The organism is Acrocarpospora sp. B8E8 (assembly GCF_039871605.1).
GTDB classification, from domain to species: domain Bacteria; phylum Actinomycetota; class Actinomycetes; order Streptosporangiales; family Streptosporangiaceae; genus Acrocarpospora; species Acrocarpospora macrocephala.
Genome location: NZ_JBDPLV010000017.1, coordinates 136,957 through 157,981, shown reverse-complemented (window position 1 = coordinate 157,981; position 21,025 = coordinate 136,957). Strand labels below are relative to the sequence as shown.

The window sequence follows — 21,025 nt, the reverse complement described above, 5'->3', positions numbered from 1 at the left end:
GGATAAGGTAAAGGCGTGAACGCCGACGCGCTCCGCGGGCATCTGGACGCCCTGCTCCTCTCGGTGCTCGAACACGAGCCGCAGCACGGCTACGCGATCATCGAGGCGCTGCGTGACCGCAGCGGCGGCGTGCTCGACCTGCCCACCGGAACGATCTATCCCGCCCTGCGCCGGTTGGAGCGCGCGGGCTACCTGGCCAGCGAGTGGGCCACCGTCGGCGGCCGCAGACGCCGCACCTACCGCCTGACCGGCGCGGGCCGCGCCGAACTGGCGGGCGAGAGGTCCGCCTGGACCTCCTTCACCAGCGTGATCGGCAGCGTGCTCAATCCCTCGCGCGAACCTTCGAGCTGACACTCAGGCAGCGCGCCGCGCACCACAGCTGCCACCCCCACAGCGCCACGCTGAGTAAGGTCGCCACCGTTCCAGGCGGGTACGCCGCCATGTTCACCGCGTGCTGCGAACCCCAGATCAGCCCTCCGCACAGCACGGCCAGCACCGGCATCTGCCCGATCACGAGCAGCCCGAGCGAGCGGGTCAGCACGCGCGGGCGGCGGCCGCGGCGCAAGCCGTACAGGACGAGGCCGCTCAGGATCCCGGTGCCGAACTGCAGGTAGTCGACGGTGACCGCGACCCCGCCGAACCAGCCGGGCTTGGCCGCCGTCGCGGCCGCCGGGAAGACCTGCCAGATCAGCGACCACATGAGCGCGGTGAGCGGCACGGTGATGAACAGCACCGCCGCCGTCCTGCGGCCCTGGCCGGCGGTGAGCTCCTCCTGATAGCCAGGCGCGATCACGTCGATCGGCCCGAACTCCTCGACCGCGAGCCGCTCGGCGCGCTCCCGGTCGAGCCCGCCGGCCTGGTAGGCCTCGGCGGCGTCGAGCAGGCCGTCGCGCGCCTCCGCGAGCAGGTCCCGCTTCAACCGCCCAGGCCCGTGCAGGGTACGGCCCAGCCGGGCGACATACCCCTCGACGGTCTCTGCGGCGGTTAAAGTCTCCATGGTCGCCTGACAGGCTACGCGTTCCCGCGGCCGGGCGGCATCAGGGTGAACCCTGACCCCGGCCTCGGGGAACCCTCATGCTCAGCCGTGCAGCCCGTCGTGCTGGGTGGCCACCGGCGGCACGGTGGGCCGGTGCCCGATCGGGCGGCGCGAGCTCGGCTGCGGCGTGGCCGACAGCACCAGCGCGGCCACCGTCACCACGGCCACCAGCCCGAACCAGGTGACCTTGATCATTCGTAACCGCGACGTCCCTTTCTCGCGGTCCTCGCGACGAAAGGGCCAGCGGGGCGGCCAGCTGAGCCGCAGCTGGTGGCCGCCGCGCGGCGTGCTCGCGAACACGCAGTCCCGCAGCCGCAGCCGCTCGGGCCCGACCACCCCCGGCAGGTGGCAGCCGCTCAGGTCGGCGCCGTCGATGGTCAGCTCCTCGGCGTCCAGCCGGTCCACCGACACCACCCGGATCTCCCCGCCGCGCCGGGTCACGCTGGACGTCCCCCGGCTGACCAGGCCGCGCAGATCCAGGTCCGCGTCACCGAGCCGGACCACCAGCCGCCCCAGCACCCGGGCCCCGTCCAGCACCACCGGGCAGCCGCTCGCGTCGATCTCCACCGCGCCCTGCGCCCGCGCCTCGGTCAGCACCAGCCGCCTGGCCACCGCCGACGGCGCCAGGAACGCCTTCCCGACGAATCGCACCGACTCGAACCCGGACGAGCCGTCGAACCCGGTCCGCCGGAACGACACCGCCCGCCAGAAGCGCGCGCCCCGGAAGGTGGCGTCCCCATGGAAACGGGTCCGGTCGAATGACGCGAACCCGTGGAACTCGGCTCTGCGGAACGACGCCGAGCCCAGGCACGCCTCGCCGAACAGCGCGTCGCTGGTGACCACCGCCTCGTCGAGCGAGAGGTGGCCGCGCACGCGGGAGCCATACAGGGAGAATTCGCGGGCGAAGCGGACCCGGTGGAAGCTGGCGTTGCCGCCGAAGCTGGTGCCGAAGAACGAGGCGAGGCCGTCGAAGCGGGCGCCGTCGAAGGAGGCGTCGCCGGTGAACGTGGCGTCGCCGAAGCGGACGGCGGACAGGAATCTGGCCTGGTCGAATCTGGCCCGGCCGATCGTATTGCGGGTGGCGGCCAGGATCCGGGCGAGCAACTCGCCGGTGATCACGGTGCCGCGCAGGTCCACCGCCTGCCCGGGAAAGAGACGCTGGAGGCACTCCCCCAGCTCATCGGCGTCCAGATGACACAGGCAACGCCCGTAAGGCTGCCACGCCACCCCTATGCAGTCGGCACTTGTCGCGCACACGCTCCAGGACAGCAGATGCCTCATATCCAAAGGCATACCCAGAAGTGACTCCCCCGCTCCCTTCGGAGGCGCCTTATCACCGCCACTTCCACGCCCGGGCGAAGAATAAGCACCGCCTGCCACGGCAGACCCCGCTATTTCTTCCTGCGAGCTTCAGCACGAAGTGCCAAATATGCTGCTATTTCCGTTTTAGGCCACCGATGGGACGAGACGTCGTGATCAAGCGCCTTCACGCCGCGGATCACGGGTGCGTTATCCCGTATGATTCCGGCCTTCTCCGCCGTAATTCCCCTTCATGCTGGGCAGCTTGTCGTGTACGCCACGACAGCGGGAACGCGGATCGGCCGCGCCTCCCGAGTGGCGCGGCCGATCTGGGTTGGGGTCAGTTGGTGGCGGTCTTTTCCTCTAGGGAGACGGTGACCGTGGTGGGCTGGCCGTTGCGGATGTAGGTGAGGGTGATTTTGTCGCCGGGCTGGTGGCCGCGGATGATGCCGACGACGGTTTCGCCGGCGTCGATGGGGGTGTCGTCGATCTTGGTGATGATGTCGCCCTGCTGGAGGCCGGCCTTGGCGGCGGGGCTGTCGGGGGTGACGGGGCCGACGAGGGCGCCGGGGGTGTCGCCGGTGGCGTCGCTGACGCTGACGCCCAGGTAGACGTGGACGGCCTTGCCGGTGTTGATCAGTTGTTCGGCGACCTGCTTGGCGGTGGTGATCGGGATGGCGAAGCCGACGCCGATGTTGCCGTTGCCGCCGGAGGTGGCGATCGCGGTGTTGACGCCGATGACCTGGCCGGCGGCGTTGACCAGGGCGCCGCCCGAGTTGCCGGGGTTGATCGCGGCGTCGGTCTGGATCATGCCGCCGATGGTGGTCGGCTCCTCCTGGGAGCGCTGGAGCTGGCCCCATCCGGGCGGCATCTGCTGCTCGGGCTGGCCGCCACCGGAGGTGACCGTACGGTCGAGGGCGCTGATGATGCCCGCGGTGACCGAGCCTTCCAGGCCGAGCGGGCTGCCGATCGCCAGCACCGAGTCGCCGACCTGGAGGCGGTCGCTGTCGCCGAGGGAGGCCTTGGTGAGGCCGGACACGTCCTGGGCGCGGATGACCGCGATGTCGGTGGTCGGGTCGGTGCCGACCAGGGTCGCCTGTGCGGTGCGGCCGTCGCTGAACTTGACGCTGAGCTGGGCGTTGTCGCCCGCGCCCGTGACGACGTGGTTGTTGGTGAGGATGAGCCCGTCGTCGGAGAGGATGACGCCGGATCCCTCGCCGCCGCCCGTCTGCGAGGTGACGGTGATCATCACGACCGAGGGCTGCACCCGGCGGGCGACGTCGGCGATCGTGGTCCCGGTGGACGAGCCCGAGTTGACCACGGGGCTGGAGATCACGGTCTGCGGGCCGGAGATGGCGTTGGTGACGAGGGCCCCCGCGACCCCGCCGCCCAGTGCCATGGCGGCGAGTGCGAGGACCGCGGCGCCCTTCTTGATCCCGCTTCCGGATGGTTTGTCCGCGGCCCCTGCGGGTGGGGGCGGCGGAGGGGGCGGGACCGTGAAGACGGCGGTGTTGCCGGAGCGGAACTCCCCGGTCGCCGGAGGACGGTCCCCGAACTGACTCCACCCCTGCGTGTTCAGGACCTCGGTCTGCCCGGTAGCTCCCGGGTCGTCCGGGGTTCCGGTCTCGTGCGCAGCGTTCGCCGGAGAACCCGGAGTCTGCTCGCGCGGCTCGTCAGCGTTCATGTGTGTGCCATCCCCTTACAGAAGCCCCCGGCTGTCCGCCGGTACTCCTCTACGATGACAAAGCCGCGATAAGGCCCGGCTAAGCGATCAACCCGCTGACCTCGCGAAAGCCGTACAGAATCCTTATCCGCGCTGTTCGGGTGGCCAGTACTCGGCGCGAAGAATCCGCTTGAAAAGTTTGCCCGTCGGGTGGCGCGGCAGCTCGGCCCGGAAGTCCACGCTCCTGGGGTACGAACTGCTGCGCGGCACCTCAGCGGTTATCAGTCCGTTTTCGGTTTCCTGGGCCTGGTGGGGGTGACCGGCTCGCCAGGCGTGAGTCGGTCGGTGGGCCGCAGCACGGCTACGCCAACCTTGATGGGTTGCGGGAACCCCTCGGATCGTTTGGACCGGTCGTCGAGGATGCGCCAAGTGATCCCAGACGGGCGCACGCCTGTTCTTGCTCGGATGGCCGCCGGTCAGACCACCCTGATAGACTGTAGTCACTTGTTCACCATGGGTTTACATAGGTTTGCCATGGCCGGGGAGGGTTAATGCGGGTCGTCCACGCCTACCGATACGCACTCGACCCCACCCCACGCCAGGAACGCGCGCTCCGCTCCCACTGCGGCGCCGCCCGCCTGGCCTTCAACTGGGGCCTGGCGCGGGTCAAAGCCAACCTGAGCCAGCGCGAGGCCGAACGCTCCTACGGCATCCCTGACGCCCAGCTGACCCCGCCGCTGTCCTGGTCGATGTTCTCGCTGCGCAAAGCCTGGAACGGGGCCAAACAGCAGGTCGCGCCGTGGTGGGCGGAGAACTCCAAAGAGGCCTACGCCTGCGGCCTGGACCGGCTCGCCACCGCGTTGACGAACTGGAACGAGTCCCGCAAAGGCACTCGTAAGGGCCCGAAGGTGGGCTTCCCCCGATTCCGGTCCAAACGCAAGAAGGCCATGTCGGTGCGCTTCACCACCGGAACGATCCGCCTGCACGGCCGCACCCACGTGGTGCTGCCACTGCTGGGCCGGATCAAAACCCACGAGTCCACCCGTAAGCTGGCCCGCCGGATCGAGGCGGGCACCGCGCGGATCCGCTCGGCCACCGTCCGCCTAGAAGCCGGGCGCTGGCTGGTGTCCTTCTCCGTCCAAGTCGAACGCGCCGAGGTAATCCCCGCGCGACCAGAGGCCGTGGTCGGGGTGGACTTGGGCGTCAAGACCCTGGCCGTCTACTCCGACGGCCGCCCGCCCACCGCCAACCCCAGACACCTAGCCGCCGCATCCCGAAAACTCCGCCGCCTGTCCCGCGCGGTCTCCCGCAAACAAGGCCCCGACCGGCGCAGCGGGCAGCAGCCGTCCGGCCGATGGCAAAGGGCCAATGCCGCCCGCAACCGGATCCATCACCGGGTGGCCACACTGCGCCGCGATGCCATCCACAAACTCACCACGACGCTGGCGGGCGAGTACGGCACTCTCGTGGTCGAAGACCTCCACATCGCCGGGATGGTGAAGAACCGGCGGCTGGCCCGCGCGATCTCCGACGCCGGGTTCGGCGAGATCCGCCGCCAACTCGCCTACAAGACCGAGTGGGGCGGTGGCCGACTGATGGTGGCAGGCCGCTGGTTCGCCTCCAGCAAGACGTGTTCCGGGTGCGGCGCGGTGAAAGCCAAACTCGCCCTCTCCGAACGCGCCTTCGCCTGCGCCGCCTGCGGCTTGGTCCTGGACCGGGACGTGAACGCGGCGCTCAATCTGGCTTCCTTGGTGAAGCAGACCGTCGAGCACACCGTCGCCGGGAGTGGCCCGGAGACGCCAAACGGACGTGGAGCCGACCATAAGACCCCGCCTGCCGGGGCTGGTGGCTGTGAAACGTCTACCCCGCACCGGGCACGGCCCAGATCAGACGGGGACCTCCGCCCAGTAATGGACGGATCACTGAGAAACACTGAAACCCAGTGAACGGCACTTGTAGTGGGCGATACGGCCCGCGCGGGAGAGGGAGCGCGAGCCGTCTTCACTGCTTGTCACATGGCCTGACGAGGGGATCAGACGTGGTCGTACACGGTGCCCCAGGGACCGAAGAAGCCCTTCGGGCCCCAGTGGTCGCCGCGGGAAACCTTGACCGAGATGTGCTCGGCGTTCTTACCGCTGAACCAGAAGTGCTTCGGGTCCTCGTGGCAGTTCTTGAACCTCTTGAAGTAGGTCGGGCCGGAGAACGGCTCGATCTTGAAGGTCGCCCACGCGCAGCGGTACTTCTTGTGGTGGTCGTCCCAGGCGTGGTTGACGAGCTTGCCCTTCACGGTGAACTTGTACTCGTCCACCCACTTCCAGGCCTTGAACTTCTTCCAGACGTACTTCCAGTCGCACTTCTTCTCGCCGTGCTTCCAGTAGCAGTCCTTGACCAGGACCTTCTTCTTGTCCCAGTACCACTTCTTGGTCTTGTGCTTCTCGACCGAAACGAAGCCGCTGGCCTCAGCCTTGTTGTCGGAGGAGAAGTAGGGGCCCCAGGGGCCGTCGAAGTAGGGCACGGCCGCGTTCGCCGAAGCCGGCGAAAGCAGCGCGCCCCCGATGAGCGCAGCGGCTGCGACCGCGCTCACCGCGAACTTCTTGATGAATCGCATTGCGGGTCCTCTCGGGAAGGATTTCTGACGCCTAATGAATAGGCGCAGGCAGTTAACGGCCGCTTTCAAGGCGCTTTAACCACCTGCTCAGGCCCCTGATCACAGGAAACTCCGAAGGGTGATCAAGCGAAGGCCGCGCCCCCTGAGCGCTCAGGGGGCGCGGCCTCCGATTCCGCCCGGGTCAGACCGCCGGATGGACGGCCTTCCAGCCGGAGTGTTTACCCTTCGGTTCGCTGAATGTGCCGCGCGAGACGTCGACCCAGATCCGGTCGGCGTTCACAACGGTGAAGGACAGCTTCGCGGAGCCGCCGCAGGCCTTCGCGCTGCGCAGGACGCGGTCTCCGTTCTTCTTCACCACGCGGAAGGTCTCCCACGCGCACCGGAACTTACGCGCGTGGCTCTTGTGGTTCACCAGCGTCGAGTCCACGGTGAACACCTCGAAGCGGACCCGCTTGTGCGCCCACTTCTTGTGCCACACCTTGACCTTCTTGCAGACCCTCTCACCATCACGCCAGGAACACTTCTTCCCCCAGGTCCACCACCGTTTCCAGTAGCCGACCTTCTTCACCTTCTCCGTCACGGTCACGGTTCCGGAGGCTTGCGCCTTACCGTCACTCGACGCGTACGGACCCCACGCCGTGGGGGCTGCCACGGCCTCGGCCGCCTGCGCGGACGCCACCGGAGCGGCGACCGCCAACAGCGCGGCGGAGCCGATTCCAGCCACGACTCGGATTGCGAATCGCATTCGGGCCCTCCTTTCGGGACCCGACCCCAGTCCCCCAGGAGGGCCGCTCACACCCCCTGACACACCCGACTCACCCCAGGAAACGCCCCTCTAACCCTTCCGATAGGGCTCACGGCTCCCGCGAAGCGTGTTCGCGGGAGCCGTACCAGCAGGGTCAGGCGGCGGCCGGTTGGGTGACGGTGGCGGGGGTGAGGGCCAGGTTGAGGACCTCGCGGACGTCGCTGACGGGGTGGACGGTGAGGTCGGCCAGGACGTCGGCGGGGACGTCGTCGAGGTCGGGCTCGTTGCGGGCGGGGATGAGGACGGTGGTGACGCCCGCGCGGTGGGCGGCGAGGAGTTTCTGCTTGACGCCGCCGATCGGGAGGACGCGGCCGGTGAGGGAGACCTCGCCGGTCATGGCCACGTCGCCGCGGACGGGGCGGCCGGACAGGAGGGACGCCAGTGCGGTCGTCATGGTGACGCCGGCCGAGGGACCGTCCTTGGGGACCGCGCCGGCGGGGACGTGGATGTGGACCGAACGGTCCTTGAGCGAGCCGACCGGGAGTTCCAGTTCCACGCCGCGGGAGCGCAGGTAGGAGAGCGCGATCTGGGCCGACTCCTTCATCACGTCGCCGAGCTGGCCGGTGAGGGTGACGCCGGTGGTGCCGGTCTCCGGGTCGGCCAGGGACGCCTCCACGTAGAGCACGTCGCCGCCCGCGCCGGTGACCGCGAGGCCGGTGGCGACGCCGGGCACCGCCGTACGCTGCCGGGATTCGGGGAGCGCGGACTCGGGGACGTGCCGCGGCCGGCCGAGGTAGTCGACCAGGTCGGTGACCCGCACGGGCAGGGTCCTGGTGCCGAGCGCGAGACCGGCCGTGACCTTGCGCAGGATGCGGGCGATCGACCGCTCCAGGGAGCGCACGCCCGCCTCGCGGGTGTACTCCCCGGCCAGCTTGCGCAGCGCCTCGTCGTCGACGACCACGTCGGCGGCGGTCAGCCCGGCCTTGTCGAGCTGGCGCGGCAGCAGGTGCTCGCGGGCGATGACGACCTTCTCGTCCTCGGTGTATCCGTCCAGGGTGACGATCTCCATGCGGTCCAGCAGCGGGCCGGGCACCTGCTCAAGCGCGTTGGCGGTGGCCAGGAAGAGCACGTCGGACAGGTCCAGCTCGACCTCCAGGTAGTGGTCCCTGAAGGTGTGGTTCTGGGCGGGGTCGAGCACTTCGAGCAGGGCGGCGGTCGGGTCGCCCCGGTAGTCGGCGCCCACCTTGTCGATCTCGTCGAGCAGCACGACCGGGTTCATCGACCCGGCGTCGCGGATGGCCCGGACGACGCGGCCGGGCAGCGCGCCCACGTAGGTGCGCCGGTGGCCGCGGACCTCGGCCTCGTCGCGGATGCCGCCGAGGGAGACCCGGACGAACTTGCGGCCCATCGCGCGGGCCACCGACTCGCCGAGCGAGGTCTTGCCCACGCCGGGAGGCCCGGCCAACGCCAGCACGGCGCCGCTGCGGCGCCCGCCCACGACGCCCAGGCCCTGGTCGGCGCGGCGCTTGCGGACGGCCAGATACTCGATGATCCGGTCCTTCACGTCCTCCAGGCCGGTGTGGTCGGCGTCCAGCACCGCCCGCGCGCCCGCGATGTCGTACTCGTCCTCGGTCCTGGTGTTCCAGGGCATGTCGAGGATGGTGTCCAGCCAGGTCCTGATCCAGCCGGTCTCGGGAGACTGGTCGGAGGTGCGCTCCAGTTTGTCGACCTCCTTGAGGGCGGCGTCGCGCACCTTCCCCGGCAGGTCGGCGGCCTCGACCCGGGCGCGGTAGTCCTGCTCCTCGGTCTCCGGGTCGCCGTTGAGCTCGGCCAGCTCCTTGCGGACGGCGGCCAGCTGCTGGCGGAGCAGGAACTCGCGCTGCTGCTTCTCCATGCCCTCCTGCACGTCCTTGCGGATCGTCTCGGCCACGTCCACCTCGGCCAGGTGGTCGCGGGCCCAGCCGACCAGCTTCTCCAGCCGCTCGGCCGGGTCGGCGGTCTCCAGCAGCAGCAGCTTCTGCGCGGTCGACAGCCAGGGCGCGTAGCCGGAGCTGTCGGCCAGCTCGGACGCGTCCTTGATCGCGTTCACCGCGTCCACGACCTGCCAGGCGCCGCGCTTCTGCAGGATGGTGATGGTGAGCGCCTTGTATTCCTTCATCAGGGCCTCGGCCGGAGTCTCGACGCGCTCGACGACCGTGGCCTGCACCCAGAGCGCCGCGCCGGGGCCGGTGGTGCCGGTGCCGACCCTGGCCCGGTTCACTCCGCGCACGACGGCGGCGGGCTCGCCCCCGGGCAGCCGCCCGACCTGCTCCACGACCGCGGTCACGCCCACGGCCCCGTAGTGGCCGTCGATCCGCGGCACCAGCAGGACATGCGGCTTCTTGGCGCCGGTGGCCTGGGCCGCCTCGATCGCCGCGCGCACCTCGGAGTCGGACAGATCGAGGGGGACGACCATGCCGGGCAGGACGACCTCGTCGTCCAGCGGCAGGACCGGAAGGATCTCAGTCATGCGTACTCCCAAAGGTTGAGTTATGCACGCTCAACTAACAGGAGTGCACTCGTGTTCCCACATCTGCGCGTGTTCGCTGTGAGCGAGCGTAATCGTGTAATCAGCACCTCTGGGGTGAGCTGTCGCTGGAGGCGCTCCAGGAGATGCGGCGGGTGCTGGGCGTGCTCAGGGACGAGGGCGGCGGGTTCGCCACCGCGCCGCAGCCCGGCCTGGAGCGGCTGGCGGAGCTGGCGGCCAAATGCCCGGAGCGCGGGTCTCACGTACGAGATCGGCTTGGTCCGGCCGGGTTCATGACACACTGTCGTCAAACCGTTGACGGCGCTCATCTGTTTTTGTGACACTTCGTCATGAACGACCATTAAAGGAGAACAGATGGGCTTTTCCGAGGTCTTGCGGGCCGCGACCTGGAGCGATCACGAGTCCGCCGAGGATGACGGCTATCTGAAGAGCCTGATGGCCGGGCGGCTCAGCCGGGAGGCGTACGGCGAGATGGTGGCGCAGCACTACTTCGCCTACCTGGCCCTGGACGGAGCGTCGAAGGCGCTCGCCGGCCACCCGGTCGCGGGCGCCTTCGTCTTCCCCGAGCTCTACCGGGAGCAGGCCCTGATCCGCGACCTGACCACGATCTTCGGCCCCGGCTGGGCGGACAGGATCCAGCCCAGCAAGCCGACCAGGACGCTGGTCGCCCGGATCGACCAGGTCGCCGACTGGCCTGGCGGATATATCGCCCACCACTACACTCGTTACCTCGGCGACCTGTCCGGAGGCCAGTTCATCCGGATGGAACTGCAGAAGATCTACGGGTACGAGAGGGGCGGCGGCGTGGACTTCTACTACTTCGACATCGGCAGCCTGCCCCGCTTCAAGGACGAGTACCGCCGCCGCCTGGACGCGCTCGACCTCGACGAGGCCGAGCGGCAGCGGATCATCCGGGAGACCAAGCTCGCCTACCAGCTCAACACCGAGGTCCTCGGCGACCTCGGCCGGCTCGCCCGGGCAGCGGCCTGACGTGCCCCGGATCTCGGCCGCGACGATCGGCGAGCACCGCGCCCAGACCCAGGAGCGCGTCCTGGAGGCGGTGGCGCGGCTGTCCCGCCGCCAGGGCATCGACGCGATCTCGATGACGGACGTGGCGGCCGAGGCGGGCATCACCCGCACGGTGCTCTACAACTACTTCCCGGACAAGGCGTCGCTGCTGCTGAGCTTCACCGAGCGGGTCACCCAGTATTTCGTGGAGAGCTACGCCCGCGACCTCCCGGCGGGGGCCTCCCCCTCGGTGCGGCTGGGCGCGTTCATCCGGCTCCAGCTCACCGGGCTGATGGCGCACCCGCATCCCGGCGCGGCCGACCTGTCGGCCACCCTCGGCCCGGACGCCTACCAGCAGCTGGCCGCGCACGTCGCGCCCATGCAGCGCATCCTCTGCGAGATCATCCAGAGCGGCGTGGACTCGGGCGAGTTCCAGACCTCCGATGTGACCGCGACAGCCCGGATCGTGCTGGCCATCCTGGGCGCGGAACGCCTTCCGCTGATGGACGGCTCGGTCACGGTCGACGAGGCGGCGGAGTTCGTCACCGGCTTCATCCTCCGCGCGCTCTCCTGATCGGCAGGTACCACACCCCCATGGATTCCGTTCAGCTGAAGTCCGGCGCAGGCCGGTGGATCGTGTTCACGACCGTGCTCGGGTCGGGGATCGTGATGCTGGACGGCACCGTGGTCAACGTGGCCCTGCGCGTGCTCGGCACCGACCTCGCGGCCGACGTGGCCGGGCTGCAGTGGACGATCAACGCGTACACGCTGACGCTGGCCGGGCTCATCCTGCTGGGCGGCTCCCTCGGCGACCGGTACGGGCGGCGCAAGGTCTTCCTCATCGGGGTGGTCTGGTTCGCGGTGGCGTCGGCGTTGTGCGGGATCGCCCCCAACATCGAGGTCCTGATCCTCGCCCGCGCGCTGCAGGGCGTCGGCGGCGCGCTGCTCACGCCGGGATCGCTGGCGATCATCCAGTCGAGTTTCGCCCGGGTGGACCGGCCCCGGGCGATCGGCCTGTGGTCGGGGCTCGGCGGCATGGCCGCGGCGATCGGGCCGCTGCTGGGCGGGTGGATCGTGGAGGCGGCCGGCTGGCGCTGGGTGTTCCTGATCAACCTCCCGCTGGCGGCGCTGGTGATCGCGGTGGCGATGCGGCACGTGCCGGAGAGCAGGGACGAGAGCACGTCGGGCGACTTCGACCTGCTCGGGTCCGCGCTGGCGGCGCTGGCGCTGGCCGGGCTCACCTACGGCCTGATCGAGGAGCTCATCCTGCCGATGATCGGGGGATTCGCGCTGCTGGTGGTGTTCGTGCTGGTCGAGCGTTCCCGGCGGAATCCGCTCATCCCGGTGGACATCTTCACCTCGCGCACGTTCACGTCGGTGAACATCGTCACCCTGTTCATGTACGCGGCGATGGGCGCCGTGTTCTTCCTGCTGGTCCTGCAACTTCAGGTGTCGTCGGGGTTCACGCCGATCACGGCCGGTTCGGCCATGCTGCCGGTGACGATCCTCATGCTCCTGCTCTCCCCCCGGGCCGGTGAGGTGGCCCGGCGGATCGGGCCGAAGATCCCGATGACGGCCGGGATCCTCCTGTGCGGGCTCGGGTTCCTGATGATGAGCCGGATCGGGGCGGGGACGAGTTACCTGACGGGGGTGCTGCCCGCCGCCACGGTGTTCGGGCTCGGGCTGTCGGCGGCCGTCGCGCCGCTCACCGCGACGGTGCTGGCCAGTGCGGACGAGCGGCACGCGGGCATCGCCAGCGGCATCAACAACGCGGTCGCGCGCACCGGGAGCCTGCTGGCGGTGGCGGCGATCCCGCCGATCGTGGGGCTCACCGGGGAGGCCTACGACAACCCGGCCGTGCTGTCGGCCGGGTTCCAGCTGGCGATGTTCATCTGCGCGGGCATGATGGCGCTGTCGGCGCTCATCTCGTTCGTGGCGGTTCAGATCAGGCTGTAGCCGTACAGGCCGGGGCCCTTGCCCAGCCGCACGCCCTTCGTGGTGACGCCCGGGTAGGAGCCGATCTTGCGGTGGCCGCGGAAGAGGGTGATCTCGCCGAGCATGGGGGCGCCGACGATCAGGTTGCCGCCGACGATGGTGAGGGCCGCGCCGAACTCGCCGCCCTCAGGGCCCGGGATGAGGAGGTTGTGGTTCTTGGTGAGGCCGCCGGACTTGGTGCCCGCCAGGACCTGCACGGCGTTCTCGCCGGGGATGCCCACGGCCAGTTCCGCGTCGCCGTCGCCGTTGAGGTCGCCGGCCGCCAGGGAGGAGCCGAATCTGTCGTACATGCGGGGGATGCCGGCCAGGCTGTTCTGGGTCCAGCCTTCGGTGGTGGAGGTCTTGAGGCCGCCGCTGGAGCCGTAGATCACGTGCACGGTTCCCTCGCCGTACTCCATGGCGCGCGGGTAGACCGACAGGCCCTCGCCGGGGACGCCGATGGCCAGGTCGTCGCGGCCGTCGCCGTTGAAGTCGGCGGCGGCCAGGGCGGAGCCGAAGTGGTCCCAGCTCTCCGCGAAGCCCTTCACCCAGGGGCTGTCCTGGCTGTAGAGCGTTCTGCGGCCCTTCTCGACGACGGTGACCGTGCCTTCCGCCTTCTTCTCCAGGTTGTCGCCGGGCGCGCCGATGGCCAGGTCGGCGGTGCCGTCGCCGTCGAAGTCGCCGGTGGCGAGGGCGGCGCCGAACTGGTCGGTCGACGTGCCGGAATTCTTGATCATTTTGATCTTGGCGCCGTGGATCACGACCGCGCCGCCGCCCTCGTAGCCGGGGGCGCCGATGGCGAGCTCGTCGTCGCCGTCGCCGTCCAGGTCGCCCGCCGCGAGGGCGGCGCCGAACCGGTCGGTGTCGTGTTCCGGCAGGTCGAGGACCTTGGCGTGGTGGAGGCCCGTGCGGGAGCCGTACAGCAGGTGGACCATGCCGTGGCCGTCCGCGCCGGTGATCGGCTCGCGGCCGACGAACTCCTCCGACGCGCCGACGGCCAGGTCGGCGCAGCCGTCGCCGTTGAAGTCGCCGGTGGCCAGAGCCGCGCCGAACGAGTCGCCGCGTTCGGCTTCGCCGGGAATGCCGTCGCTGTCCTGGGAGATCACCGGGCCCTTGCGGAAGCCGCCGCTCGTGCCGGTGAACAGCGCGACCGCGCCCGCGCGGTCGTGGCCGCCCACCGTCGCGTACGGCATGGCGACCGCCAGGTCGGGGCGGCCGTCGCCGTTGTAGTCGGCCGCGACGCCCGGGCAGGCGGCGGCCGTGCCCTGCAGGACCGGAACCAGCAGGGTGGCGACGAGCAGCGTCTTCACACCAGGCTCCGCTCGCCGGAGGGGATCGTGAAGCGGGCCGAGGTGCGGGCGGGCGCGCCCCGGCGGCTGATGTAGTCGAGGGTGCGGAAGTCCGCGGTGAGCGCGTCCTGGGTGAGCCTGGCCATGATGTAGCCGCGCCGCTGGTCGATGTAGGAGATATGCGGATTCTCGGCGAGGGTCGCGGCGGTGCGCTCGGTGTCGCGGTAGCCGTCGCCGTCGCTGGCGATCGAGGAGGTGACCAGCTCGACGGCGGCCTTCGTGTCCGGGTCGCCGGGGTCGGCGTAGAGCTCGGCGGCGTGGTGCATGTGCGCGTCACCCGTGAGCACCACCGGGTTGGCGACGTCCTTCAGCCCCTTGAGCAGCGCGGCGCGCTCGGCGGCGTAGCCGTCCCAGGAGTCGAGGTTGACCTCGCTGCCGGGGCCGAGCTTGAAGTCCTTCTGGGCCATGATGATCTGCTGGCCGATCAGGTTCCAGCGGGCCCGCGAGCCCCGCAGGCCGTCCTGCAGCCAGCGGTGCTGATCCTCGCCGAGCAGGGTGCGGTCCGCCGCGAGACGGTCGTCGCAGCCCGCGCGCACCCCGTCCTCGCAGGCCTGGTCGTCGCGGAACTGGCGGGTGTCGAGCAGGTGGAACTGGGCCAGCTCGCCCCAGGTGACCCGCCTGTTGATCTTGATGGCGGCGCCGTGCGGGATGCTGGTGCGGCGCAGCGGCATGTTCTCGTAGTAGGCCTGGAAGGCGTTGGCGCGGCGGCGCTCGAACGCGGGCGCGCCGGTGCTCGACTTGGGGCCCGCCCAGTTGTTCTCGATCTCGTGGTCGTCGAAGGCGACCAGCCAGGGGGCGACGGCGTGCGCGGCCTGCAGGTCGGGGTCGCTCTTGTACTGCGCGTGCCGCATCCGGTAGTCGGCGAGGGTGGCGCACTTGTGCCCGCCGGAGTGCTGCCGGATGTTTCCGCCGGGGGCGGTGTATCCGTCGGGCTGGTATTCGTACATGTAGTCGCCGAGATGCACGACCAGGTCGGGCTCCTGCTCGGCGAGCCGCTTGTACGCCGTGTAGTAGCCGTGCTCGTAGTGCGCGCACGCCGCGATCGCGAACGACAAGGCCGACAACCCCGGCGGCGAGGTCCGCGTCCTGCCGGTCGGCGACACATGCCCGTCCGCCTTGAACCGGTAGAAATACTCCCGCCCCGCCTGAAGGCCCTTCAGCTCCACGTGCACGCTGTGCGCCGCCCGCCACGACGCCGTCTCCGTGCCGGTACGGACGATGTCCGCGAACCGCTCGTCCGTGGCCACCTGCCACTGCACGTCGTAGTCCCGGGACGGCATGCCACCCCGGCCGTTCAACCCGAGGGGATCTAACACCAGCCGGGTCCAGAGCACGAATCCGTCGGCGGAGGGATCACCCGAGGCGACACCGACCCCGAACGGGTCCTGACGGAGGGATCGAGTGGGCGCGTATCCGGCTCCGGTCAGAAGGAGCCCCCCGGCGGCCACACTGGACAGGAACACTCTGCGTGACGCTTTTCCCTGCACCCTAACAGGAAAGCCCATCTGATTGTCGAATACGGGTTAGCCCGCTGACCTGCGAAAAAACCATAAGTGAACAGACATGCGGATTACCCACGGTAATTGAACGCCCGCCGAACGTGTGACGACGAGTTAGGGAAGGCCCGGCTCACATCCCGAAGGTTGCACTTCACACGCATGTCACCGAAGGCGCGAGCCGGTGATCGCACCGCGACCAAGGCGGCTACGGACCGTATCGTCCCCCATAAATCCATTGATCGGTGGGTATGCACCCCAGATACCCTTGGCAGCACCGAGAGGAGGAGAGCCACATGCCCGGACCGCTCATCGTCACCGCTTCCGTCACCATCCCCGAAGCCGAACTGAGCTGGCGCTTCTCCCGCTCCTCCGGACCTGGCGGTCAAGGCGTCAACACCACCGACAGCCGCGCCGAGCTCACCTTCGACGTGGCCGCCACCACCGCGCTGCCCCCGGCCCTGAAGGCCCGCGCCCTCACCCGCCTGGCCCCCCGCCTCGTCGACGGCGCCATCACCATCGCCGCCTCCGAATACCGCTCCCAGCTCCGCAACCGCGAAGCCGCGGAGATGCGCTTGGCGCAGCTCCTCCGGGAGGCCATCGCACCCCCGCCCCGCAAGCGCCGCGCCACCAAACCCTCCAGAGGAGCGGTCGAACACCGTCTCGCCACCAAGAAGCACCGCTCCACTCTTAAGCGTCTTCGCCGCCTCGACGACTGAGCGCTCAGGTTGAGCGGTCCTGCAATTCCCACAGGTGGTCCAGGACGTGCCAGATGATGCGGCGGGTGGCGTAGCGGGCGGGCCAGCCGTGTTCCGCGCCGCCGGGGGAAGGAGCGCCGAGGGTTTCGGTGATGGCGGTGCGCATGGCGGTCAGGTCTTCAGGGGATTTCAGGGGTTTGTGTTTGAGGCCGATCTTGCGGGCGTAGGCGCGTTCGGCCTCGGTGACGTGGGCGATCATCTTGGTGCGGTCGCGGCCGCCGCCCCGGGGGCCCTTGCGGAGTTCTTCGGGGGCCACCGTGGCGTAGGCGTCGAATTCGGCCCAGGCGGCGGTGAGGAGGGCGGCGGCGCGGGTGGCTTCCGTTTCGGTCACGGGGGCGTGGTCGCTGGGCGGGATGGCGCCGGGGGCGCCGAAATCGGTGGTGGTGTCGCCTTTGACATGTTCGGTGATCACGGGGTCGCCGGGGGTGAAAGGGAGGCCCGCGCGGTCGGCGATGACGCGGTAGCGGGGTTCGTAGGTGAGGAACGCCTCGATCGCCTGGTCCTCGGAGCTGCCGATCCGGCACCAGCCGGGCCAGTCGATGGAGCAGGCGAAGACCTTCTTGGGGCCGATCTCCAGGTAGAGGTGGTTCATCCCGTCAGCCTCGCACGGGATGCTGACAGGACGTGGCAGCTACTCGACAAGATCGATCAGATCCGCGACCGAGGGGACGATCTGGGACGGGCGGAATGGGAAACGGTCGATCTGGTCGCGCTGGGTGACGCCGGTGAGGACCAGGATGGTGTGCAGCCCGGCCTCCATGCCGCAGACGATGTCGGTGTCCATCCGGTCGCCGATCATGGCGGTGCTCTCGCTGTGGCCCTCGATGCGGTTGAGCGCGCTGCGCATCATCATCGGGTTGGGCTTGCCCACGAAGTACGGCTCGACGCCGGTGGCTTTGGTGATCATGGCGGCCACGGCGCCGCAGGCGGGCAGGTTGCCCTCGTGGGAGGGGCCGACCGCGTCGGGGTTGGTGGCGATGAAGCGGGCGCCGTTCTCGATCAGGCGGATGGCGCGGGTGATGTGGGAGAAGCTGTAGGTGCGGGTCTCGCCCAGGACCACGTAGTCGGGGTCCAGGTCGGTGAGGATGTAGCCGGCCTCGTGCAGGGCGGTGGTCAGGCCCGACTCCCCGATCACGTACGCCGAGCCTTCGGGACGCTGGGCGGACAGGAAGTCGGCGGTGGCCATGGCGGAGGTCCAGATCGCCTCCGGCGGCACGTTGAGGCCGGCCACGCGGAGCCGTACGGACAGGTCGCGGGGGGTGTAGATGGAGTTGTTGGTGAGGACGAGGAAACGTTTGCCGGACTCGCCCAGCTTCTGGATGAACTCGTCGGCGCCGGGCACGGGCTTGCCCTCGTGGACCAGGACGCCGTCCATGTCCGACAGCCAGCAGTCGATGGGCTTGCGCTCAGTCATGGTCCAAGCATCGCAGGTGCGCGGATGATTCCAGAAATATCCGGAGCACATCTCCGGTTGTCTGCGTTCATGGAGAATATTCGCGGCGTCGCGCGAGGTGCGGCCGAAGTTCCTCTGTCGGTGCTTGAGCTGGCCACGGTCGGGGAGGGCGGCAGCCCGGGCGAGGCGCTGCGCGGCGCGACCGAGCTCGCGAAGCGGGCGGAGGAGTGGGGATATCACCGGATCTGGGTGGCCGAGCATCACGGCATGCCGGGGGTGGCCAGCTCCTCCCCCGCCGTGATCATCGCGCATCTGGCGGCGTCCACGCGCACGATCCGGCTGGGGTCCGGCGGGGTGATGCTGCCCAACCACGCGCCGCTGGTGATCGCCGAGCAGTTCGGGACGTTGCACGCGTTGCACCCCGGGCGTATCGATCTCGGTCTTGGCCGGGCGCCGGGGACGGACATGGTCACCGCGCAGGCGCTGCGCCGCAGCGCGAACGTCGACCCGGACGAGTTCCCGCAGGAGGTCGCCGCGCTGACCGCGTTCCTGGACGGCGCCAACCCCCGGGTTCAGGCGATCCCGCGCGGGGACGACCGGCCTCCGATCTGGCTGCTGGGTTCCAGCGGGTTCAGCGCGCGACTGGCCGGGCTGCTGGGGCTGCCGTTCGCGTTCGCGCACCACTTCAGCGCGGCCAGCACCGAGCCGGCGCTGGAGCTCTACCGCACCTCGTTCCGTCCGTCGGAGGTGCTCGCGGAGCCGTACGCGATGATCGGGGTCTCCGCGCTGGCGGCCGAGAGCGAGCAGGAGGCGCTACGGCAGGCCATGGCGGGGGCGCTGGCGTTCCTGCGGATGCGGCTCGGGAGTCCAGGGCGCTTCCCGACACCGGAGGAGGCGGCCGCGTATCCGTATTCGGCGGCGGAGACCGAGTTCGTGTACGGGCGGCTGGCCGACGTCGTCTACGGCGACCGCGATCAGGTCAGGACCGGCCTGGAGGAGCTGCGCAAGCGCACCGGCGCGGACGAGCTGATGATCACCACGACCGTGCACGGCACGGAGACGCGAATCCGGTCCTACGAACTGATCGCGCAGGCCTACGAGATGACTCCCTAGGGCTTCAGGGCCTCCAGGGCCTCCTCGGCGCGGCGCATCGACGCGGCGGGGTCGGCGTCGACGGAGCCGAACTCGGGGTTGAAGTTGAGGTCGTGGAAGACCTCGGTGACCCCCTGCTCGGCCAGCGCCGCGACGTCTTGCCGGATCTTCTCGTACGAACCGGCGAGCGGCGCGGAGCTGTCGGATCCAGGGCGGGTCACACCGCGGCAGATGAAACGCAGCGCGCCGGGGTCGCGCCCGGCCTCGCGGGCCGACTCCTTCACCACGGAGATCTGCTCGTGGATCTTGGACAGGTCCATCCGGCTGGAGCTGATCCAGCCGTCGGCCAGGCGGCCCGCGCGGCGCAGGGCGACCGGAGCCGCGCCGCCCATCAGGATCGGCGGCACGGGCGCGGGCTTGGGGTCCTGGTGGACCGGAGGCAGCGCGTAGAACTCGCCCTTGTGCTCGACCGGGTCCTCGGTCCAGAGCTTGCGGAGCAGCTGCACATACTCCTCGGCGCGCTTGCCGCGGCGTTCCATCGGGACCGCGGAGGCGGCGAACTCCTCCTCCACCCAGCCCAGGCCGACCCCCACGTCCAGGCGTCCGCCGGAGACGATCTGCAGGGTGGCGAGCTGCTTGGCCAGCATGGCCGGGGAGTAGAAGGGCAGGTTCAGGACGGCCACGCCGAGCTGGATGCGGGAGGTGACCCCCGCCACGTACGACAAGGTGACGATCGGGTCCTGAACGCTCCGGTAGCTGGACCCCATCGAATGCCCGACCGGGTAGAGCAGCCGCTGGAACGTCCACACCTCGTCATAGCCCAGCTCCTCGGCCCGGGTCGCCACCCGCGCCATGTTGCCGGGCGTCGCCCACGACCCGGACACCGGCACCGCGAATCCAATCCTCATACGGCAACCCTAGAGCCCGCCGGGTAGATTGAGTCGGTGCCCCCCGACCTGGTCTCCCAGCTGGTACGGCTGTCCGGCCGCGAAGGCCCCCCAACCGTGCTCAAGGACACCCGCGTCCTGGTGATCAGGGTGGGCGACGTCGTGGTGAAGGCGCACCCGGCCGGGACCGATGAGGCCGAGCTGAAGGCCCGCCTGGAGGTGCGGCTGCCCGGCCTGCTGCTGGAACCGCTGGGGACCGACCGGGTGGGAGACCGGATTGTCACCATCTGGCCCGCCGGGGAGCCGCTCACGCCCGACGATCTCGAGACGCCGCCGTGGGAGGAGGGCGGGCGGCTGCTGGCGCGGTTACACGCCCAGCCCCTGCCCGCCGGATTACCCCCGATGGGCGGGCCGGCGCGGGTCACCCGGGCCGTCGCCCAGCTCGAACCCGGCGACCTGCCCCGCAAGGCGTACCAGACGCTGGATCTCCGGCAGCGTGGCAGCGGGCTGACGCATGGCGACTGGCATCTGGGGCAGCTCATCCGCTTGGATGGCGCGTGGCTGCTGATCGACCCCGACGACCTCGGGTACGGCGACCCCGCCTGGGATCTCGCCCGGCCGGCCGCCTGGTTCGCGTCCGGGCTCGTCTCGCCGGACGAATGGAACCGGTTCCTCGGCTCCTACCTGGCCGCCGGGGGGACCGCCGTCTCGCCGGGCGACCCGTGGCGGGAACTCGACGGGCCGGCCCGCGCGTTGACGGTCCAACTGGCCGCCACGGCATTGGCCACCGCGCGCCGCGACAACACCGCCCTTGACGAGGCGGCGGAGGCTCTGATCTCCTCCTGCGAGAGGATCCTGGCCACACCGCCACCGTCGTAGGGTGAATGGTTAAACGCCTCTTAAGGAGATGACGCTCATGCAGTGCCCCAAGTGCCGCGGGAACATGCGGACTTTTGACCGTAACGGCGTCCACATCGAGCAGTGCGACAGCTGCCGTGGAATCTTCCTCGACTATGGCGAGCTGGAGACGCTCTCCCGCATGGAGAACCAGTGGGCGCAGCAGCAGTACGCGGCTCCCCCGCCCCCCGCTCCCGGCCCGGCCTGGGGCGGCGGCCACCACGGCGGCCACGGCTACCACCATGGCCACCGCAAGAGCTGGGTGAACGCGCTCTTCTCCAGCTGAGCTTTCC

21 protein-coding genes are annotated in these 21,025 nt (G+C 69.9%); 10 read left to right on the top strand and 11 right to left on the bottom strand.

Annotated features, from left to right (window positions below; all coding sequences use genetic code 11):
• Nucleotides 1-15 precede the first annotated feature (15 nt).
• Nucleotides 16-351: a helix-turn-helix transcriptional regulator gene (locus tag ABGB08_RS19105; RefSeq protein WP_155354184.1), complete on the top strand. Its 336-nt coding sequence runs from the start codon at nt 16-18 to the stop codon at nt 349-351.
• Here ABGB08_RS19105 and ABGB08_RS19100 read toward each other — a convergent pair.
• From ABGB08_RS19100 to ABGB08_RS19090, 3 genes are all read right to left on the bottom strand, one after another.
• Nucleotides 323-997, bottom strand: coding sequence for a permease prefix domain 1-containing protein (locus ABGB08_RS19100; RefSeq protein ID WP_347592050.1), 675 nt, complete (start codon nt 995-997; stop codon nt 323-325). The two genes, ABGB08_RS19105 and ABGB08_RS19100, sit on opposite strands and share 29 nt — an antisense overlap.
• Before the next feature lie 81 nt (nt 998-1,078).
• A complete protein-coding gene (locus ABGB08_RS19095) occupies nt 1,079-2,317 on the bottom strand; it encodes a pentapeptide repeat-containing protein (protein ID WP_347592048.1) in 1,239 nt (412 codons plus the stop codon).
• Nucleotides 2,318-2,675: 358 nt separating this feature from the next.
• Nucleotides 2,676-4,019 (bottom strand): trypsin-like peptidase domain-containing protein, encoded by a 1,344-nt coding sequence (locus ABGB08_RS19090; RefSeq protein ID WP_347592046.1) that lies wholly within the window; start codon nt 4,017-4,019, stop codon nt 2,676-2,678.
• Between the two features lie 530 nt (nt 4,020-4,549).
• Between ABGB08_RS19090 and tnpB the strand changes: the two genes are divergently transcribed.
• Nucleotides 4,550-5,944: an IS607 family element RNA-guided endonuclease TnpB gene (gene tnpB, locus ABGB08_RS19085; protein WP_347592044.1), complete on the top strand. Its 1,395-nt coding sequence runs from the start codon at nt 4,550-4,552 to the stop codon at nt 5,942-5,944.
• Nucleotides 5,945-6,030: 86 nt separating this feature from the next.
• Here the strand turns inward: tnpB and ABGB08_RS19080 are convergent, their stop codons facing one another.
• The 3 genes from ABGB08_RS19080 to lon form a co-directional block, all read right to left on the bottom strand.
• Nucleotides 6,031-6,606 carry a hypothetical protein gene (locus tag ABGB08_RS19080; protein ID WP_347592042.1) on the bottom strand — a complete coding sequence of 192 codons (576 nt, stop codon included), beginning with the start codon at nt 6,604-6,606 and terminating at the stop codon, nt 6,031-6,033.
• Between the two features lie 181 nt (nt 6,607-6,787).
• Nucleotides 6,788-7,351, bottom strand: a complete 564-nt coding sequence (locus ABGB08_RS19075; protein ID WP_347592040.1) for a hypothetical protein — start codon at nt 7,349-7,351, stop codon at nt 6,788-6,790.
• 154 nt (nt 7,352-7,505) lie between these two features.
• Nucleotides 7,506-9,860, bottom strand: coding sequence for an endopeptidase La (lon, locus tag ABGB08_RS19070; protein WP_347592038.1), 2,355 nt, complete (start codon nt 9,858-9,860; stop codon nt 7,506-7,508).
• A 143-nt stretch (nt 9,861-10,003) separates the two neighbouring features.
• On the opposite strand from lon, the gene ABGB08_RS19065 reads away from it, so the two are divergent.
• Genes ABGB08_RS19065 through ABGB08_RS19050 form a run of 4 tightly spaced genes read left to right on the top strand, consistent with a single transcriptional unit; the run spans nt 10,004 to nt 12,842 of the window.
• The gene (locus tag ABGB08_RS19065) at nt 10,004-10,198 is read left to right on the top strand and encodes a hypothetical protein (protein ID WP_347592036.1); all 195 of its coding nucleotides are present in this window, start codon (nt 10,004-10,006) and stop codon (nt 10,196-10,198) included.
• Nucleotides 10,199-10,232: 34 nt separating this feature from the next.
• Nucleotides 10,233-10,868 carry a biliverdin-producing heme oxygenase gene (locus ABGB08_RS19060; protein WP_347592034.1) on the top strand — a complete coding sequence of 212 codons (636 nt, stop codon included), beginning with the start codon at nt 10,233-10,235 and terminating at the stop codon, nt 10,866-10,868.
• 1 nt (nt 10,869) lies between these two features.
• On the top strand, nt 10,870-11,460 hold the full coding sequence (locus ABGB08_RS19055) for a TetR/AcrR family transcriptional regulator (protein WP_155354200.1): 591 nt from the start codon (nt 10,870-10,872) through the stop codon (nt 11,458-11,460).
• A gap of 20 nt (nt 11,461-11,480) precedes the next feature.
• Nucleotides 11,481-12,842, top strand: a complete 1,362-nt coding sequence (locus tag ABGB08_RS19050) for an MFS transporter (RefSeq protein WP_347592032.1) — start codon at nt 11,481-11,483, stop codon at nt 12,840-12,842.
• Here ABGB08_RS19050 and ABGB08_RS19045 read toward each other — a convergent pair.
• The gene (locus tag ABGB08_RS19045; RefSeq protein ID WP_347592030.1) at nt 12,827-14,170 is read right to left on the bottom strand and encodes an FG-GAP and VCBS repeat-containing protein; all 1,344 of its coding nucleotides are present in this window, start codon (nt 14,168-14,170) and stop codon (nt 12,827-12,829) included. The two genes, ABGB08_RS19050 and ABGB08_RS19045, sit on opposite strands and share 16 nt — an antisense overlap.
• Nucleotides 14,167-15,672 carry an alkaline phosphatase D family protein gene (locus tag ABGB08_RS19040; protein ID WP_347592028.1) on the bottom strand — a complete coding sequence of 502 codons (1,506 nt, stop codon included), beginning with the start codon at nt 15,670-15,672 and terminating at the stop codon, nt 14,167-14,169. Before ABGB08_RS19040 ends, ABGB08_RS19045 begins: the two co-directional genes overlap by 4 nt.
• A 329-nt stretch (nt 15,673-16,001) precedes the next feature.
• On the opposite strand from ABGB08_RS19040, the gene arfB reads away from it, so the two are divergent.
• The gene (gene arfB / locus ABGB08_RS19035; RefSeq protein WP_347592026.1) at nt 16,002-16,424 is read left to right on the top strand and encodes an alternative ribosome rescue aminoacyl-tRNA hydrolase ArfB; all 423 of its coding nucleotides are present in this window, start codon (nt 16,002-16,004) and stop codon (nt 16,422-16,424) included.
• A gap of 4 nt (nt 16,425-16,428) precedes the next feature.
• On the opposite strand, the gene ABGB08_RS19030 is transcribed toward arfB, so the two are convergent.
• Together ABGB08_RS19030 and ABGB08_RS19025 are read right to left on the bottom strand one after the other, a co-directional pair.
• Nucleotides 16,429-17,055, bottom strand: a complete 627-nt coding sequence (locus tag ABGB08_RS19030) for a hypothetical protein (RefSeq protein ID WP_347592024.1) — start codon at nt 17,053-17,055, stop codon at nt 16,429-16,431.
• 39 nt (nt 17,056-17,094) lie between these two features.
• Entirely contained in the window at nt 17,095-17,877 is a 783-nt protein-coding gene (locus ABGB08_RS19025) for an HAD-IIA family hydrolase (RefSeq protein ID WP_155354207.1), read from the bottom strand.
• Nucleotides 17,878-17,946: 69 nt separating this feature from the next.
• Here ABGB08_RS19025 and ABGB08_RS19020 point away from each other — a divergent pair, with 69 nt between their 5' ends.
• Nucleotides 17,947-18,969, top strand: a complete 1,023-nt coding sequence (locus ABGB08_RS19020) for an LLM class flavin-dependent oxidoreductase (RefSeq protein WP_347592022.1) — start codon at nt 17,947-17,949, stop codon at nt 18,967-18,969.
• On the opposite strand, the gene ABGB08_RS19015 is transcribed toward ABGB08_RS19020, so the two are convergent.
• Nucleotides 18,966-19,856, bottom strand: coding sequence for a TIGR03619 family F420-dependent LLM class oxidoreductase (locus ABGB08_RS19015; protein ID WP_347592020.1), 891 nt, complete (start codon nt 19,854-19,856; stop codon nt 18,966-18,968). The two genes, ABGB08_RS19020 and ABGB08_RS19015, sit on opposite strands and share 4 nt — an antisense overlap.
• Before the next feature lie 36 nt (nt 19,857-19,892).
• Between ABGB08_RS19015 and ABGB08_RS19010 the strand changes: the two genes are divergently transcribed.
• Together ABGB08_RS19010 and ABGB08_RS19005 are read left to right on the top strand one after the other, a co-directional pair.
• Complete coding sequence (locus ABGB08_RS19010) at nt 19,893-20,714, top strand: phosphotransferase (protein WP_347592019.1); 822 nt, start codon at nt 19,893-19,895, stop codon at nt 20,712-20,714.
• 37 nt (nt 20,715-20,751) lie between these two features.
• Nucleotides 20,752-21,018 (top strand): zf-TFIIB domain-containing protein, encoded by a 267-nt coding sequence (locus ABGB08_RS19005; protein WP_347592067.1) that lies wholly within the window; start codon nt 20,752-20,754, stop codon nt 21,016-21,018.
• Nucleotides 21,019-21,025 lie beyond the last annotated feature (7 nt).